We start from the raw sequence: 753 nt of genomic DNA, 5'->3' as shown, positions 1-753 counted from the left end.
TTAGGTTCCATGCATGGTATTGAAATATTAAAAACTGGTAAAGAGATTCATTTTGCTCATTTTTTTGAATTTGAAAATCATAAAAAGGATGCCAAGTTAAGCAAAGTGACATCTTACATTGTTGTTGCTTAATGACTCATAATCTATAACGCTAAAAACTATCGTAATTACATATATATGTTAATAAAACAAATAATTTTGCATAATATTTTTGTTATATGAATGCTTTTTACTAGAGTGCACATTGAACATACAGTATGATTAAATATCATGTTATGAAAGAAGGATATATTTTGACTGTTTTTAAAAATGAGCGCTTAAGCTGGTTACCATACATAGCTATTGTCATTTTGTTACACATTATTGGGTTTAGTTTTTTATGGATTGCTGGAAAAGACCATCATATCTTATTTGGTATGGGGATTCTTGCATACACATTAGGTTTGCGTCATGCATTTGATGCAGATCATATCGCCGCGATAGACAATACCGTTCGTAAATTATTACAACAACGCAAAGATCCATCTGGTGTGGGTTTCTATTTTTCAATTGGACATTCATCTGTTGTATTTTTAATGGCTGTTTTTTTAGGGATATCTGTAAAATGGGCTAAAGATGAATTACCACATTTCCAAGATATTGGTGGAACGATTGGTACACTAGTTTCAGGTTTCTTTTTAGTGCTTATCGGTGTGTTGAATCTAATTATTTTAATCTCTTTAATTAACTTGTTCGCTAAATTACGTCGTGAAC

Annotated in this window: 1 protein-coding gene and 1 pseudogene; both read left to right on the top strand. The window is 30.8% G+C overall.

Annotation, left to right across the window (positions count from 1 at the left end; translation table 11 throughout):
- Positions 1-132: pseudogene (locus IDG60_RS18020) on the top strand (DNA-binding protein); the annotation flags it as partial.
- Positions 133-293: 161 nt separating this feature from the next.
- Positions 294-753 (top strand): HoxN/HupN/NixA family nickel/cobalt transporter (locus IDG60_RS18015; RefSeq protein ID WP_481906108.1); only part of this gene is annotated, 460 nt, incomplete at its 3' end.

Source organism: Staphylococcus sp. EG-SA-2 (assembly GCF_017152085.1).
This window is presented reverse-complemented; position numbering and strand designations above follow the sequence as displayed.